This is a genomic window from Lysinibacillus sp. UGB7, assembly GCF_049058285.1.
In the GTDB taxonomy this organism is placed as follows: domain Bacteria; phylum Bacillota; class Bacilli; order Bacillales_A; family Planococcaceae; genus Lysinibacillus; species Lysinibacillus sphaericus_B.
In genome coordinates, this window is the sequence record NZ_JBMGUV010000027.1 from 34,999 (window position 1) to 49,894 (window position 14,896).

The window sequence follows — 14,896 nt, forward strand, 5'->3', positions numbered from 1 at the left end:
CTACCACACCAATAAATAATTAAATATTATTTAATGTTTCCTTTATACTTTTAGCAACCTTATTAGCAGTTAGCCCGTAATGATCTAGCATTTCTTCATATATACCTGCTTTACTATAATCACTAGGTAATCCTAACATTAAGTGAGGAGGCTTTTTAACTTCAAGAGCTATCGCTTCAGAAATGGCACTACCTACCCCCCCAGCAATAACATGCTCTTCCATACTTACAAGAAGCTTTTTATCTTTAATAACTCTTTTTATTCCTTCAATATCTAAAGGTCTAATAGTATGGACATTAATTACTTCAACTTTAATGCCTTCTAATTCTAATAATTCTGCAGCTTTTATTGCCTCACTTATAATGGAACCAGAAGCAAATATCGCGATATCTTCGCCATTTTTCACTGAGATAGTTTTTCCGATTTCAAAATTATAATCCTCTTTATAAATAATTGGAGAGGGCGCTCCACTAGTTAATCGAAGATATACGGGATTAGGGTAATTATCCAAAGCTTCTAATACTTTTACTAATTCAAAAGAATCTGCAGGTGAAATAATAGTTATGTTTGGAATAGCACGAATAACAGCAATATCTTCAAAACTACAATGCATATTACCTATCATACCTAATACTACACCACTAGATAATCCTACCATCCTTACTGGTTGTTTCATTTCACCAATATCCATTCGAATTTGCTCTAAGCATCTTAGCGTATGAAATGGAGCATATGTTGTTGTATATACATCAAAACCTTCACTCGCTAAACCAGCGGCTATACCAATCATATTTTGTTCAGCAATTCCTACATCAATAAATTTGTCAGGATATTGTTTTCTATAACGATCTAAGCCTGCTGGAATAGATACATCAGCTGTTATCACCAATAAATCTTCATTTTCTTTGGCCTTCTCTAACATTACCATTCCAAATGTGCCTCGTTGACCTAAACGTGCTAACATTTTATGATTCTTTAATGTATTATTCATATTCTTTCACCTGCTCTTCTATCGCTTCGTTAAATAATTTATCTGTTAGGACAGCATGATGCCAATCAATATTGTGTTCCATAAAAGAAACACCTTTGCCTTTAATAGTATTAGCTATTATTAATTTAGGTTTATTCGAAATACTATCAAATACATTTATTAATGCCTCAATATCATGCCCATCTACAGTGGAAACAGCCCAGCCCATCTCTTCTAATACTTTCTCCAAATGATTCATTGGTAAAATATCGTTCGTTTTACCACCTAACTGAATACCATTGCGGTCAATAATGACTGTTAAATTATCTAATTTAAAGTGTGGAGCAGATAAAAACCCTTCCCAAATAGATCCTTCGTTACTCTCACCATCACCTAATAATACATAAACATGGTTTGATAATTGCTTACGTTTTAGTCCTATCGCAACGCCCATAGCTAATGATAAGCCCATTCCCAAACTACCACTTGTAAATTCAATTCCTTTTTTACGATTCATTACTGGATGACCTAAAAAGGCACTACCTGTTTTCATAAAACTATCTAAATTTTCCTCAGTAATAATTCCATTCTCATATAAAGCACTATAGTAAGCTAATACCCCATGTTCTTTACTTAATATAAAACGGTCTCTACCTTCATCTAAAAGATTTTTACTGCTTATATTCATTGTGTGACCGTATAAAACAGCTAAAATCTCAATGATGGATAAGCCCGGGCCTACGTGAGCAGCATTATTCCCTGAAGCATTTGCTAATTTCAAAGCATTTATTCTCATATGACCAGCTTGTCTCTTTAATTTTTCTACAAAGCTTGCATTAATCATTAAAAAGTCCCCCATCTACTCGTAATATTTGTCCAGTAATATAGGATGACAAATCAGATGCCAAAAATAACACACTATTTGCAATCTCCTCAGGTCTAGCTAAACGTTTTAAAGCTAAATGACTTTGTAGTTGTGTCAAAAATTCTTTATTTGTGACTGCATTTGATACCATATCGGTTTCTGTAAACCCTGGAGCAATCGCATTTACCCTGATATTAGCACTACCTAGTTCATTCGCTATTGTTTTAGTAAAGGCATTAAATGCAGCTTTACTTGCCGTATAGGAAATCATCCCTTTGTAACTATCATCGGCTGCAATAGATGTAATATTTACAATAGATGCTGCTGTACTTTTTCTCATTAACTTCACAATATATTGCGTCAATAAAAAAGGACCATAAAAGTTCACTTTCATTTTTTCTTCAAGTGTTTCCATTGCAGTCATTTGATAAATTGTATCCCCAGCAATCCCAGCATTGTTAACTAATATATCGATCGTAGGGAACAGATTTCTTATTTTTTTTATGGCTAGTTTCACTTCATCTTCCTTACTAATATCAAAATAGACAGGTGTTATTTGAACACCTGTCTCGTTTTGAAGATTAGTTAAGTAGCTTTCAAATTCCACAGTACTTTTTCGAGCACATGCAATTATATTAGCGCCATGTTTAGCAAATACAGTTGTAATGGCTTTTCCAATTCCCCGATTACATCCTGTTATAACCGCTACTTTTCCGCTTAAAAGCATACTAACTACCTCCTACTTATACTTCTACATCATATTTCTTTAAAATTTCTATACCAATCGTATATGAGCTAAACTCAATCACATCATCTGTTTCAAGCATAATGTCAAATACATCTTCTAGTTCAGCAACCATTGCCATATGACCTACAGAATCCCACTCTTCAATTGAGTTATATACTAACGTTTCATTTAATTGGTCCTCAGTAACATTAAAACACTCTTTAAAAACATTGTTATACTTGTTAAGATTATTCATTGCTATTTTATCCTCTCGATTCGAATGGAGCTCTTAATTTATGATATTTTTGATAGTTATTAATCCACGTATCTTTTAAAATTTCGAGAACTTCCACATCATAATATACACCATCTTTTTTTATATGCTGAGTTAACGTACCTACTTTTCTAAATCCATAATGATAGTCCATTTTCAACATAGATTCATTTTTAGAGAGAACTTCAATTACCAATTTATTAAACTTCATTTCGAAGAAGTAAAAATTTAAAAAATAGGGTATAATACGGCTTGAAACAATAGAATACTCTAACTCACCAATATAAAATCCCGAACTGGCTTTCTCATGTATGTAGTCAATATTATTTAATGAAATTAAACCTATAGGGCTATCTTTATAAACAATAACCCAATTTAATTGAGTATTATCTTTGTTTATCTTTTCAAACCATTTCTTTTGTTTGTTTAAATCAGGCTCAATATCTGTATACATAAATTTAGTTACATGTTCACTAGTACGCCATTTCATTACTAAATCTAAATACTTTTCACTTAATAAAGTAAACTTCAAAAAGATTTCGCCACCAATCATTTATAGTAAAATCATATCAGTTTTCCTGCTAGTAAGACTGAAGGATACAATTACTAAGGAAAACTAATACAATGTTTAGCTAACTTTTGAAATAAGTATATACCTTCAAAAGAAATAGAAGAAGTTTATTTAATTATTACTACACTCCAAGTCTCCCTCTTTTACCAATAATTCCAATTGTTCTATAGTAAGCCATTCGGTATTATTATCACTTGTATAAGCAAATCCATCAGGTAAGGCTTCCCCACCATTTAATTGCTCTTTAGCAAACCAAGCAAGCTCCGGTTGGATAACGTAGTAATCATCGAACTCTAATGTATGACGAGCATCATCTTCCATAATCATTGCTTCATGCAATTTCTCACCTGGACGAATTCCAATCACTTCTATTTCACATTCGGGACCAATTGCTTTTGCCAAATCTGTAACTTTCATACTCGGAATCTTCGGTACAAAAATTTCTCCACCGTACATTCTCTCTAAATTATCTAATACAAATTGCACTCCCTGATCAAGGGTAATCCAAAAACGTGTCATACGCTCATCTGTAATAGGTAATTTACCTGTATCTTTAATCTTTTTAAAAAATGGTACTACGCTACCACGACTTCCTACTACGTTACCATAGCGTACAACTGCAAATCGTGTTTTCTTTTCTCCTACATAAGCATTTGCGGCGACGAATAATTTATCAGATGCTAGTTTTGTCGCACCGTATAAATTTACAGGAGAGCAAGCTTTATCGGTAGATAATGCAATGACCTTTTCTACGCCTCGGTCAATTGCTGCTTCAATAATGTTTTGTGCACCATGAATATTGGTCTTTACCGCCTCAAACGGGTTATATTCACATGCATCTACATGCTTCATAGCAGCTGCGTGGATTACAATATCCACACCATCAAATGCACGATATAAACGGTCTTTATCCCGCACATCACCAATAAAGAATCGGATTCGTTCATCTTGGAACTCTTGCTTCATTTCATATTGCTTTAGTTCATCGCGACTGAAAACGATAACTTTTTTCACACCTAATGTAAGTGCTTTTCCAATAAATTTTTTACCAAAAGAGCCTGTACCACCTGTTACTAGTACGGTTTTATTTTTTAACGGCATCAATAAAAAACTCCTATCTTATGTAAGCGATTAAAAATCATATAAATATAATTAAAAAATCAATTAAACAAATTTTTTGTCTTAAGTTTTCTTATGATATATATCGACAAATTTTTAAAATCATAAAGAAAAACTCATAAATCTATTAGTTTTTAATAAGTTCATAAAGTTGTTCTTCGTCTATCAATGGAACACTTTCTATTTTCGCCCCATTTTTGGCTGTATTATATACATAACATTTACTTTCCTTACAATTTCGATTGAACCATGTTAAGTAACTATATAAATTTGGCAGTGATTTAATAGCGGCTCCAGAGTTGGACTCTATTTCTATATACTGCTCGTCTTTTGACAGATTTCTTCCTGAAGTAGAATTAGTGGCATGCGTGTATTCATCCGTAAAACCTAAATCCTGACCAAACAGTACTATTGACTTAAACCCTAGATACTCCAACAAACTAAAGCCAGTAGTAGCTACTGAACCACCCGTTTCTAACAATGGATAATTCATTTTCTTAGCGTATTGTTCTGCTAGTTCATATCCTTTTTGTAATAATATATATTTATCTCCCTCATGAGACCTTATCGTATTAAAATCTGCAGTACTTAAAAAGAAAAGATCTCCAGTATATCCAGAATCATTTAATTGTTCGAAAATTGTTGGTTGGCAATCCGATATAATGACCCCATCTGGAACAATGCCTTCCTCCAATAGTACTTTCAATGCAGATCCTACACATAGTAGGTACACCTGTCCATTAACAACTTCCAACCACTTTTTAGTAACGTCTAAAGAAGGTCCACTAGAAATTAGACAAGAAACCTTTTTCTGCTTTAAACTTTCTTGATAATGTTGTAATGAGAAATTCCGTTGCTGAATATTTTCATAAAAGTTCATTTCCATCATTGATGCGAAGCGTTTAAAAGACATCTGTTTCATTTTAATATCCATTAGCAAATAATAAAGTGGATGTTGTTTATCCATTACTTGTAGCCAAACGTGTGGCATAATAATTTGATAATCATTTACAGTAGCAATTTTTCTATAGTCTGTAGTAATAGTAATATTGCTTGGCAATTTTCCACTACCAAAAATAGACTCATATAAGTCTATTTCTTGTCTATCCAAAGCATAGACAAAAATCGGCTTCGAATCAGTAACTAATTTTAATAAAGCCTGTAGATGATAGCCTAATCCTAATCCGATTAATAAGTATCCTTTATCGTCATTATTAAACTCACTTTCAATGAACTTTTCAACATCTATAATCGGCCGATACTTACTATATAACAATATATTATTTACCTTTAAAGTGGCATTTCCGTCCCGCGCTTCTATTTTTTCAAACTGCATTAGATTTTAGAAGCTCCTAATTCAATATCTGAAAAAAATGGAACAATCTCATACTCAAATATATCTGCAACCAAATTATAATCACCAATTGACAATCCATCATTTATTTCAGATAAATAATCTACAATCTTTGTCATATCGAGAGTGATAGCCACATTATTTTCTTTTAACAGCCTGCTTGCTTCCGCAATCCAACCTGCACCTTCTGAAAAATCTCGGATATGATTAAGAGCTTCGGCAATACGATCATCGCGAAGGTTATTTGCAATCATCATACATCCTTCAGGTAATCTCTCCATATATTCATTAAAGCTTATAATTGTATCGTTTAAAAGTTCATTCATCATAGTAACCTCACATTAATTTATTGGTGTTTTTTATTACATCTAAAACATATTGTCTTGAAACTTTAAAAGCCTCTAATAGTCTTGAATAAAGTTCTTTGTTTTGGTTGAATACTCTTTCAAAAGCTACTCCATCGCTTTCATTAGGTACTGGTTCATAATTACGTAGGACATCCATTGTAATAGGATCAAATATATGATTCATTGCGATCCTAGTCTTGTATTTTTTAATCAATTTATCTATCTTATCTAATTCACGTAATACACTTTTTTCAAATACCATAGTCGATTTATTTCTATCTAACTTAGCTAGACCAATTTGAATTTCTCCAATAATCTTATTATAAATCGCTATCTCAGCTTGCATTTTTTTAATAAAGATATCACTATCTTTTGATTTCGGTCTAGATTTGCTATTTAATTTTATGTTAGTTTCTCCATTAATAAATAAATCACAAAATTCCGAGAATGGGATTTGTTCCATCCCTTCTATTTTCGCTCCCCCTTCTGTACAATTGAAAATAGGCGACGGATGCTGTATTTGCCTATTAAGCCTTTCAAAATCCTTCTTCATAAGTAAAAACGCATAGTCGGTTAAAACTTTATCATTATAGTACCCTGTTGTTTCAAACACCCCACGACTCTTCTTGTATGATTCATCTATTTCTATAAAGTGTTTATTACTATCTTCATGAGATTTATTATCCGTATAGGCCAAATCTTGTCCAATAATTGCAATTGGCCCACTCGTCATATAACAAGCTACTGTAAAAGTAAAATTCGCTACGGATGCTCCGCCTGCAATAAGGGGCACCTCTAAACTAAATATGATATTTAAATAATTTTGAAAGTCACTATCTCCAACATCTAAAAGAGCGTATTTTGCGTTTGGAAATATCTCTTGAATTTTATAATGGCTACTAAAACCAAAAATCAATTGGGACTTTATATTGCCAATTTCCTTAAAATGATTATAATTGGCTATTCCTCCATCTATAGAAACTACATAATCAGGTTCAATTCCATGATGTAATAGAGAATTGATAGTTGATCCAGAGGCAATTGTAATAATATTATCTTTTATTTCCTTCAACTTTAAAATCTGTTTTTTTAAAGATGGGCCACCTGAAATTACAATAATCGGGCAGTCATAGAGCTGTTTTAACTCTTTTAAAGAATGATTCATATATGACTGCAAAATATTATGTACATAATTCTCTTGCCAGTCTAAGGAAAATTGTCTTGTCGTATTTTCTCCAACTTGATGAAGCCTCTGCACTGTTTTAACGCTTTCTAAAACAATCAGATATTCTTCTTTTAAAATTTTTTCATAATTCGGTGAGCATATTACTTTTACTTGGGTGCTTAAATTGACTAAATTGGCAGCTACAACCTCTTCAATAACTTCACTTTTCACCTCTTCAATAAGAGTAAATGCAATATTATCAGCTATTACTACATCTTTGAACTCCTTAAATAAAGGATCAATAACGATTAACTTTTCGTTTTTTCTTATTTTTTTTTGCAACTCATCAATAATATAACCTAAGCCATACCCAAAAACTACATGTACAAAATTGGGTTCGAACTCTTTTTCTACAATTCTCTTTGCTTCTTGAATAGGATTGTATTTACTATGTAAAAAGAAATTATTTACTCTAATTGTTTTTAAATTGTTATTAGTTGATAAATATTCGATATTATATTTACTCAAATTTAACCACCTCTTATCTATTATCGTCCTAAAATAAAAAAAATAAAGGAATCTGCCGAAAGACAGATTCCTTTATTTTTCACTAAATGTTAATCAATTATTGTAATAATTGAAGAACGCCTTGTGGTTGTTGGTTAGCTTGAGCTAACATAGATTGAGCAGCTTGCATTAAGATATTGTTCTTAGTGAAGCCCATCATTTCTTTCGCCATATCTGTATCACGGATACGAGATTCAGCAGCTGTTAAGTTTTCAGAAGTTGCACCTAAGTTGTTGATAGTGTGCTCTAAACGGTTTTGAACAGCACCTAAGCTAGAACGTGCATCTGAAACTGAAGTAATCGCTTTATTGATAGTATCAATAGCAGTGTTTGCGTTCCCCTGACTAGAGATACTGATTTTAGAAACTGCCAATTTAGCTGCTGACATTGTTGTAATAGTTAAATTGATTTTTTGGTCCTTATTTGCACCAATATGGAATGTTTTACCGCTGAATGAACCATTTAATAATTTTTGAGTATTGAACTCTGTATCAGTTGAGATACGTGTAATTTCTTCAGATAATGCGTTAATTTCTTTTTGTAGATCTGCACGGTCAGAAGATACGTTTGTATCGTTTGAAGATTGTACTGCTAATTCACGCATACGTTGTAAGATAGAGTGTGTTTCATTAAGAGCACCCTCAGCAGTTTGGATTAAAGAAATTGAATCTTGAGCGTTTTTAGTAGCCATGTCAAGACCACGGATTTGTCCGCGCATTTTTTCAGAGATTGCTAAACCAGCAGCGTCATCGCCAGCACGGTTGATTTTGTAACCTGAAGATAACTTCTCAAGATTTTTAGAAGCTTCAGTGTTGTTGAAAGAAAGGTTACGGTGTGTGTTTAAAGCTGAAATGTTGTGTTGAATTCTCATTTGGAATTCCTCCTTGAATGTTTGTTTTTGTTATTCCACGTCCGTGTGGAATATTGTCGGTTTAGGTTGTATGTACTTCCCTTACCCTACAATCTATATATCGTTAGTAGTTGGAAAAGTTTAATAGTTTTTTAAAAGTTTTTTTATTTTTTTATGTAATAGATTTGAAGTTTGAAGTTACCATTAAAAAATAGCTACTATTTTTTCTTTAGCTGTTCTAAAAAATTCGCTGAAGAAGAAAGCGCTTCTTTATTTTGTACTTGAATTGCTTCAAAAACTTCTGAGCGATGTACTTTTACCGTTTTTGGAGCAACAATACCAAGTTTGATTTGGTCACCATCAACTGCTAAAATTTTTATTTCGATTTGGTCGCCTATCATAATGGACTCATCTTTTTTTCGTGACAGTACTAGCATTATTTCGCACTTCCTTCCAATGGTTGCATTGGATAACGTAATGGAAAGGCATTATTATCTTGAAGAACGATTTGCTTCCCACGTTTTTTTTCTATATTTAAAATAACGGGTGCTAACAAGTTAATCGTAGAATCTTGGAATGTTTCTTTCATTGTTACAATGGCATATGGAAGAACATTTTCTTGTTTTTCAATCTGTAATTGTTCACGATCTTCTTCGCTAATGTCAAAGCTATAATTTTGTTTAAATGCAAAGGGATAGGCAACGACAAAGCCAATTTCCACATGCTGAACAGATTGTAATAGTGCAAGTGGAAGGTCTGCATCGATTGGTAGCAATACAAATTCTCTTTCTTCCTCTAATCCTAGTAAGCCATGTTCAAATGTCAGGATATCCTGTTCAACGATTTCGACTTCTCCTAAAAATTTAGTAGCAATTTTCATATTTTCCGCGCACTCCTTTAAACGATGACATCAATGTCAACATCTGGTCTTTGTATCATTGTACCAGTTACTTTACCTGGTGTGTATTCATGGATTGGTTTGTTCACTTGGGCGTCAATATTTGGCTCTCTACGCTGAATATTGACGTCGGTTGTACCTGGCGTGTAGTCAATTTTAACAGACCCAACAGACGGCACAAATTTTACATTAAATTGAACACGATGGGGGCCATGGTTTTGTTTAGCGATATTTTGGATAGTTGATCTACCTTGGTCTTTGCCGGCGCCTTCCATCATTTGTCGACCTTCCCTTGCTCTTCGTGCCATCCCCTTCATTGCCTCTTGTTTACCTTTTTGTGCGTAATTCGCACTTGATTCCAATGGTCCAATTAAGCCTAAGTCACGTCTTGCTTGAGACGAATCAATTTTTAGGACGCTACGTGTTGTATTGATATCAAGTATTGCAGCTGGCTGTTCAATATGTTGTGTAGCTTTTGGCTGTTTAATATATTGCTGTGGCTTGGAAATATTAAGATCAATTTGTGCATCCGTTGTACGAATTTTGATTTGCGGGAGTCTCATGTACACCTCTCCTTTCAAGAAAAGCGTCTGAACAAAATGTTCAAACGCTTTTTATATTAGTAAATAAAGTCTACTAAGGTTTGCTACTGACACTTTTAAGGAAAAATTAGTTAAATATTACTTATGTTATTTTTTATAGAAGCTATTTTTATCTAATAAAATCCACTAAGGTTTGTTGAATAATTTTAGCACCCACTGATAATGCAGCTTGGTGAATAGATTCATGTGTCACCATTTCAGTAATGGCCTTTGAATAATCCACAGATTCATTATCTCTCAACTGCTTTGTTACATTTACCTCTTGAATACCTAGACGATTTTCCATCATCTCCACACGATTTTGACGTGCACCCACGTCAGCCTGCGCTTCAAGTATTTTGTTATGCATTGCTGTAATGTCATCACTTGTACTTGACGATGTAACACCACCAAGTGTATCTCCAATTTCTGCGCCAGTTTTGGTTGGATCGCCTAGCACAGTAGAAATTTTCCCCATCAAATCATCTATACTTTTAAATAGATCCTTCCCAGGTGTATTCACTTGGATTTGAATACCATCATAAACTTCTATGTTTACAGAATTATTCGCACCGTTAAGCGCTGGATTAATCTCTTTTCCACCACCGGCCGCTGGCGTAAATAATGGTTGATTTGTATTCGTTCCACTAAAAAGATAGCTACCTGCTACGTTTGTGTTTGCTACATCCTGAAGTTGCTGACGAATTTGGTCAATCTCCATTTTTATTTTTTCACGTTCTTCTGGTGTATTTGTATCATTTGCAGCTTGAATAACTAGTTCACGAACACGTTTCATTTGTTCGCCAACCTGATTAAGTGATTCATCTGTTGAATCTAACCAGCTATTTGCTGTGATCATATTTCGAGAATATTGCTCAACTTTAGCTAAATCACGGCGATAGCCCATCCCCTTTACTGCGATTACAGGATCATCTGACGGTCGAGTAATTTTAGAGCCTGAGTTTATTTGATCTTGTAGTTTGGACATCTTACCATAACTGTTGTTTAAATTTCGTAACATATTATTTGAAAGCATTGATTGTGTTACACGCATCTTGCAAAAACCCCCTTCTTTAAGTTGGAGAGGTATGTCTCCGATTCACTAATACTATATTAAAAAATAAATCTTATAGCCCTACACGACCCATACCGTTGATAATCTTGTCTAGCGTTTCATCAACAACAGTAATCATACGTGCATTGGCATTATAGGCTTGTTGGAAGGTAATCATATTCGTCATTTCTTCATCTAGAGATACTGCGCTCATGGCGTCACGGCTATTTGAAACCATAAGACGTTGTGATTCAAAACTTGAAAATAAACGCAGTGCTTCCTCACCATCTACACCAATCTGTCCAATAACCCCTTGATAAAATGTTTGCATAGTAGCATTACCGATATCCGCAAACAGTTTATGTTGCATATTGGCAAGCTCGAACGCATGCTTACCATCACCTTCTTCTGCTGCACCTGAAGCTGCGGCAATAAGATTCGGATTATTTGAAATGGCGTCAGTTACTTTAATACCGCCTGCACCAGTACCTTCAAAGAACTGCCCACCGTTAGCTGATGGATTTATAACATTTCCTGCTGAGTCCTTTTCTTCAAGCGTATAGCCTTGTGCATGAAGAGCATTGAATTCTTTAATAAATGCATCGGCTAGTTGATCTAATTTTTTTAACGTTTCTGGATAATAACCCTTTATATCACCATTTGCACTTTGGTAGCCGTAGGAATTAATTAAAGATAAAAATTTCCCTTTCGAAGCTTCGAAGTCTTCTTGTTTAATCGCTTGTTGTGTACTATTTACAGTACCTGCTTCATGTGCCTCTAAAGATTCTATACCTGTTAACTGCATTTCAGAGAAAATATTTGTAATATCATCCCCTGTAACCTGCCCACTAGTTCCCATGACAGTGAATTGAGCAAAATCTTTTCCATCCACTAAATCTCTTACAACACCGTCAGCACCCTTAAAAGTAATTTTCAAACTACCCTCAGCTACATCTAAGGCTTTACCGCCAGAAGGCATGCGCTCAATAGACACTGGAATATACTCATTTAACTTGTCTACTAAAACATCACGTACATCGTATAAGTCATTTGGAACATGACCATTCGGCTCAACCTCTTGAATTTGTTTATTAAGGGCTGCAATTTGTTTAAGTATCGTATTAATCTGAGTAGTAGAAACGTCAAGCTCTTTACCTAAGTTACCTTGAATCATTTTTAACTGTGTATCCATATAATTAAATGATTCAGCTAAATGTTCAGCACGTCTAATGGCAACCTTACGTGAAGCCGCATCGGCTGGCTTTGTACCAACGTCCTCTAGTCCCTTCCAAAACTGTTCAAATGCTTTATCTAAACCAAATTCAGAAGGTTCACTCATAATATCTTCCATTTGAGAAATGGCTTTTGTTCTCGATTCCCAATAGCCAAACTTATTTGTTTCTTGGCGGAATTGACGGTCGATGAATTCGTCACGAATACGTTGAATCGAACCTGCTTCTACCCCTGTACCAAGATGCCCTGGGTAAATAGGCTGGTTTAAACCGGCTGTTGGAAAACCTGGTGTTGCTTGCATATTTACTCGTTGACGAGAGTAGCCAAGCGTGTTGGCATTCGATATATTGTGTCCTGTTGTATATAAAGCTGTTTGCTGTGTGAATAAACCTCGTTTACTTGCTTCTAAACCCATAAATGTAGAACGCATTCTTTTTCCTCCCTATAGTAACGTCCAAAAAATCAAGCAATTAGTTTCGCGCAGGCGCAAAAACCTATGCTTGAGAATCGAAATATGATTTTTTGGCAACTGTATTTGTGCCGCGTACCTCACTGCCTGAGTAGTTCATTTGCTCAGGGCGCGGACGTATTGTATCTAGTGTCAGATTGACAAATTGTAGTGATTGAAATACTAGCTTTTGATTTAAATCATTTTGTTTACGTAAATCCTCTATGATTAGCATTAATCGATTGCGCACTGCTGAAAGTGTGTCTTTTTCAGCAGGTTGTTCAGCAGCCTCGATGACATCAGCGACAGTCATTTTGTCAGTAGAAGCAAATCCTTTTGCTTCAAGGTAGTCCGTTACCTGTATTTGACGCTGTTGCTCGAGCTTATCGATGGCCGCTATATGTGCCTGCTCATCCTTGAGCATTTGGTCCAGTGCTTCGATATTGCCGGATTTAATGATTTCAGTTTTTTTGAAGGCTAGTTCAAGTAAGCTTTTATGCATTCTTTCTAGCTTTGTTAATGTAGAACAAATTGCTTCTACAGACATATTGCTAAACACCCTTTCTGTTATTCCCTAGAAACGATAATATTTCAGCATATCTTCTGCAACTTGGCGTGCATTTACTTTGTAATCACCAGAAGCGATATCTGCTTTTAATTGCTGTACACGCTCAGCACGCTCAGCGCTATATGTTGATACACCCTGCATTTCCTGTGCGGTTTTTGAAATTTCAATTTTATCGGCGAAAGATGCTTTGTTGTCACCTGATTTTACATTGCGCACTTGATTTTTATAAGCGTTTACAGCATTCACACCATAAGATGTAATTTTCATGTCAGACCCCCCTATCTAAAAAGCTTATCTTCCTATTATTTCGGACTTTCTCACACAATGTTAAGTTTCAAACATAAAAAAAGAGAAGGTGCTATCTAAAAAATCCCTTAAATAAGAAATACCATCATTTTTATGGGTAAGAAACCCGCTAAGTTTTTCGGTGGGCATGTCATGAGCCACGGAACTTATTTACGTTTCCTTCCGGGTGTCGTGCTATTTTTTTACCTTAAATCAAAAATAGTATGCCTAGGAGTACTCCTAGCATACTATTTTTAGTTTTGAAACAGTCTCCTACCCCAACTGGCAACAGCAAAATGGTGTCTTTAGTTGAAGAGTGGGCTATTAAAACTGTATTCTTATCAACTATAGTGAGAAAAGCTTTTACTTCATACTGTTAAAGTTTGTCTCTTCCGTCTTTATCTTTTGCGATCAGAATGATATGTTACACGGTCACGTTGTGCAACACCATCACGGAATTCCTTTGCCGCATCAAATGTGCGAAGATCTGACTTTAATTCGTTCTGGCATTTTGTACAGAGTTTTCCCGTTGTCGTTAAATGACCACAGTTATCACATGGATAACCTAAGTTTGGGAACATCGCAGGTTGTAAACGACCTTTTCGAACCCATCTATATAATAGTTCTTCTTCTGCTCCTGTAGCTTCCACAATACGCTCAACAGTTGCTGCCCGGTTTTCCCGTTTACGCAAAAAGCGATAAACGATTTGATATAATTCTTCTTCAGATTGAGCGCATTTATGACAAACTTCTCTTACCCCTATATAATTAAAAAATTCATTACATTTTGGACAATTGCGAACCTCTGCCATCTACTCTTCCTCCTCTTGCATGATAATCATTATATAAAGTGAAACTTCAGTCAGATTCAGTGGGGGTGTCCTTCATCCCTCACTGATTGTTAGTTGAATCAATCAGGCTTTTACGGTTAGTTGATTGATCGCCTACTCTTCCCACTAAAGGTGGGCGTCTTACTGACCGTTACTGCGGGATAAAGTGAAACTTCAATCAGTGGGGGGT

At 34.8% G+C, this 14,896-nt stretch carries 18 protein-coding genes; all 18 read right to left on the minus strand.

What is annotated here, in order from left to right; genetic code table 11:
- Window positions 1–19: 19 nt before the first annotated feature.
- Window positions 20–991, minus strand: a complete 972-nt coding sequence (locus ACOMCU_RS20460; RefSeq protein ID WP_421051222.1) for a transketolase family protein — start codon at window positions 989–991, stop codon at window positions 20–22.
- Entirely contained in the window at window positions 984–1,814 is an 831-nt protein-coding gene (locus ACOMCU_RS20465; RefSeq protein ID WP_421051223.1) for a transketolase, read from the minus strand. The genes ACOMCU_RS20460 and ACOMCU_RS20465 overlap by 8 nt, the downstream gene beginning before the upstream one ends.
- Window positions 1,807–2,562 (minus strand): SDR family NAD(P)-dependent oxidoreductase, encoded by a 756-nt coding sequence (locus ACOMCU_RS20470; protein WP_421051224.1) that lies wholly within the window; start codon window positions 2,560–2,562, stop codon window positions 1,807–1,809. The genes ACOMCU_RS20465 and ACOMCU_RS20470 overlap by 8 nt, the downstream gene beginning before the upstream one ends.
- Before the next feature lie 16 nt (window positions 2,563–2,578).
- Window positions 2,579–2,818, minus strand: a complete 240-nt coding sequence (locus tag ACOMCU_RS20475) for an acyl carrier protein (RefSeq protein WP_402928215.1) — start codon at window positions 2,816–2,818, stop codon at window positions 2,579–2,581.
- A gap of 7 nt (window positions 2,819–2,825) precedes the next feature.
- Window positions 2,826–3,389 (minus strand): UDP-4-amino-4,6-dideoxy-N-acetyl-beta-L-altrosamine N-acetyltransferase, encoded by a 564-nt coding sequence (gene pseH / locus ACOMCU_RS20480; protein WP_421051225.1) that lies wholly within the window; start codon window positions 3,387–3,389, stop codon window positions 2,826–2,828.
- Window positions 3,390–3,518: 129 nt separating this feature from the next.
- The gene (pseB, locus tag ACOMCU_RS20485) at window positions 3,519–4,508 is read right to left on the minus strand and encodes a UDP-N-acetylglucosamine 4,6-dehydratase (inverting) (protein WP_421051226.1); all 990 of its coding nucleotides are present in this window, start codon (window positions 4,506–4,508) and stop codon (window positions 3,519–3,521) included.
- Between the two features lie 145 nt (window positions 4,509–4,653).
- Window positions 4,654–5,862, minus strand: a complete 1,209-nt coding sequence (locus tag ACOMCU_RS20490) for a motility associated factor glycosyltransferase family protein (RefSeq protein WP_421051227.1) — start codon at window positions 5,860–5,862, stop codon at window positions 4,654–4,656.
- Window positions 5,862–6,209 (minus strand): hypothetical protein, encoded by a 348-nt coding sequence (locus tag ACOMCU_RS20495; RefSeq protein ID WP_421051229.1) that lies wholly within the window; start codon window positions 6,207–6,209, stop codon window positions 5,862–5,864. The genes ACOMCU_RS20490 and ACOMCU_RS20495 overlap by 1 nt, the downstream gene beginning before the upstream one ends.
- 7 nt (window positions 6,210–6,216) lie before the next feature.
- Window positions 6,217–7,920 carry a motility associated factor glycosyltransferase family protein gene (locus ACOMCU_RS20500; RefSeq protein ID WP_421051230.1) on the minus strand — a complete coding sequence of 568 codons (1,704 nt, stop codon included), beginning with the start codon at window positions 7,918–7,920 and terminating at the stop codon, window positions 6,217–6,219.
- A 97-nt stretch (window positions 7,921–8,017) separates the two neighbouring features.
- A complete protein-coding gene (locus tag ACOMCU_RS20505; RefSeq protein ID WP_421051231.1) occupies window positions 8,018–8,830 on the minus strand; it encodes a flagellin in 813 nt (270 codons plus the stop codon).
- Window positions 8,831–9,027: 197 nt separating this feature from the next.
- On the minus strand, window positions 9,028–9,246 hold the full coding sequence (gene csrA, locus ACOMCU_RS20510) for a carbon storage regulator CsrA (protein ID WP_421051232.1): 219 nt from the start codon (window positions 9,244–9,246) through the stop codon (window positions 9,028–9,030).
- Entirely contained in the window at window positions 9,246–9,689 is a 444-nt protein-coding gene (fliW, locus tag ACOMCU_RS20515) for a flagellar assembly protein FliW (RefSeq protein WP_421051233.1), read from the minus strand. Before fliW ends, csrA begins: the two co-directional genes overlap by 1 nt.
- A gap of 17 nt (window positions 9,690–9,706) precedes the next feature.
- Entirely contained in the window at window positions 9,707–10,270 is a 564-nt protein-coding gene (locus ACOMCU_RS20520; protein WP_421051234.1) for a DUF6470 family protein, read from the minus strand.
- A gap of 148 nt (window positions 10,271–10,418) precedes the next feature.
- The gene (gene flgL, locus ACOMCU_RS20525; protein ID WP_421051235.1) at window positions 10,419–11,342 is read right to left on the minus strand and encodes a flagellar hook-associated protein FlgL; all 924 of its coding nucleotides are present in this window, start codon (window positions 11,340–11,342) and stop codon (window positions 10,419–10,421) included.
- Between the two features lie 73 nt (window positions 11,343–11,415).
- The gene (flgK, locus tag ACOMCU_RS20530; RefSeq protein WP_421051237.1) at window positions 11,416–13,005 is read right to left on the minus strand and encodes a flagellar hook-associated protein FlgK; all 1,590 of its coding nucleotides are present in this window, start codon (window positions 13,003–13,005) and stop codon (window positions 11,416–11,418) included.
- 64 nt (window positions 13,006–13,069) lie between these two features.
- Window positions 13,070–13,570, minus strand: coding sequence for a flagellar protein FlgN (locus tag ACOMCU_RS20535; protein WP_421051238.1), 501 nt, complete (start codon window positions 13,568–13,570; stop codon window positions 13,070–13,072).
- 27 nt (window positions 13,571–13,597) lie between these two features.
- Window positions 13,598–13,858, minus strand: a complete 261-nt coding sequence (flgM, locus tag ACOMCU_RS20540; protein WP_010861190.1) for a flagellar biosynthesis anti-sigma factor FlgM — start codon at window positions 13,856–13,858, stop codon at window positions 13,598–13,600.
- A 416-nt stretch (window positions 13,859–14,274) separates the two neighbouring features.
- Entirely contained in the window at window positions 14,275–14,688 is a 414-nt protein-coding gene (locus tag ACOMCU_RS20545) for a TIGR03826 family flagellar region protein (RefSeq protein WP_107923592.1), read from the minus strand.
- Window positions 14,689–14,896 lie beyond the last annotated feature (208 nt).

Excerpts from the sequence above, each read along its gene's own strand:
- ACOMCU_RS20505 (WP_421051231.1), bottom strand. The coding sequence starts at position 8,830 with ATGAGAATTCAACACAACATTTCAGCTTTAAACACACACCGTAACCTT.
- pseB (WP_421051226.1), bottom strand. The coding sequence starts at position 4,508 with ATGCCGTTAAAAAATAAAACCGTACTAGTAACAGGTGGTACAGGCTCT.
- flgM (WP_010861190.1), bottom strand. The coding sequence starts at position 13,858 with ATGAAAATTACATCTTATGGTGTGAATGCTGTAAACGCTTATAAAAAT.
- fliW (WP_421051233.1), bottom strand. The coding sequence starts at position 9,689 with ATGAAAATTGCTACTAAATTTTTAGGAGAAGTCGAAATCGTTGAACAG.
- flgL (WP_421051235.1), bottom strand. The coding sequence starts at position 11,342 with ATGCGTGTAACACAATCAATGCTTTCAAATAATATGTTACGAAATTTA.
- ACOMCU_RS20465 (WP_421051223.1), bottom strand. The coding sequence starts at position 1,814 with ATGATTAATGCAAGCTTTGTAGAAAAATTAAAGAGACAAGCTGGTCAT.
- ACOMCU_RS20535 (WP_421051238.1), bottom strand. The coding sequence starts at position 13,570 with ATGTCTGTAGAAGCAATTTGTTCTACATTAACAAAGCTAGAAAGAATG.
- ACOMCU_RS20495 (WP_421051229.1), bottom strand. The coding sequence starts at position 6,209 with ATGATGAATGAACTTTTAAACGATACAATTATAAGCTTTAATGAATAT.
- ACOMCU_RS20520 (WP_421051234.1), bottom strand. The coding sequence starts at position 10,270 with ATGAGACTCCCGCAAATCAAAATTCGTACAACGGATGCACAAATTGAT.
- ACOMCU_RS20460 (WP_421051222.1), bottom strand. The coding sequence starts at position 991 with ATGAATAATACATTAAAGAATCATAAAATGTTAGCACGTTTAGGTCAA.
- ACOMCU_RS20470 (WP_421051224.1), bottom strand. The coding sequence starts at position 2,562 with ATGCTTTTAAGCGGAAAAGTAGCGGTTATAACAGGATGTAATCGGGGA.
- ACOMCU_RS20490 (WP_421051227.1), bottom strand. The coding sequence starts at position 5,862 with ATGCAGTTTGAAAAAATAGAAGCGCGGGACGGAAATGCCACTTTAAAG.
- pseH (WP_421051225.1), bottom strand. The coding sequence starts at position 3,389 with ATGATTGGTGGCGAAATCTTTTTGAAGTTTACTTTATTAAGTGAAAAG.
- ACOMCU_RS20475 (WP_402928215.1), bottom strand. The coding sequence starts at position 2,818 with ATGAATAATCTTAACAAGTATAACAATGTTTTTAAAGAGTGTTTTAAT.
- flgK (WP_421051237.1), bottom strand. The coding sequence starts at position 13,005 with ATGCGTTCTACATTTATGGGTTTAGAAGCAAGTAAACGAGGTTTATTC.
- ACOMCU_RS20545 (WP_107923592.1), bottom strand. The coding sequence starts at position 14,688 with ATGGCAGAGGTTCGCAATTGTCCAAAATGTAATGAATTTTTTAATTAT.
- csrA (WP_421051232.1), bottom strand. The coding sequence starts at position 9,246 with ATGCTAGTACTGTCACGAAAAAAAGATGAGTCCATTATGATAGGCGAC.